Consider the following 266-nt stretch of genomic DNA (forward strand, 5'->3'; position numbering starts at 1 on the left):
TGCCACCGCAGTCAAACGAATCAAATACAGCCCGGATTATTTCACTTTCGGCGATGTTCAGCATGACAAAGATACGGTAAAAGACCTTGGCTTTGCCGGTTTTAAAGTGCTTTACCCGATCAACAGCAAAGATAAAAACGATGAAATCGTCAGCATGCTCGGGGCCAGCTATTTCCGCGTGATTGGTGCAGGTCAGGTTTATGGCCTTTCTGCCCGCGGCCTGGCAATTGATACCGCCTTGCCATCGGGTGAAGAATTTCCGCGCT

1 protein-coding gene is annotated in these 266 nt (G+C 49.6%); it reads left to right on the forward strand.

Annotated features, from left to right (window positions below; all coding sequences use genetic code 11):
• The coding region (locus SB725_RS31685; protein ID WP_410923397.1) for a glucan biosynthesis protein at positions 1 to 266 on the forward strand (266 nt) is incomplete at both ends.

It is taken from the genome of Pseudomonas sp. SIMBA_041, from assembly GCF_046535095.1.
GTDB classification, from domain to species: domain Bacteria; phylum Pseudomonadota; class Gammaproteobacteria; order Pseudomonadales; family Pseudomonadaceae; genus Aquipseudomonas; species Aquipseudomonas mucoides.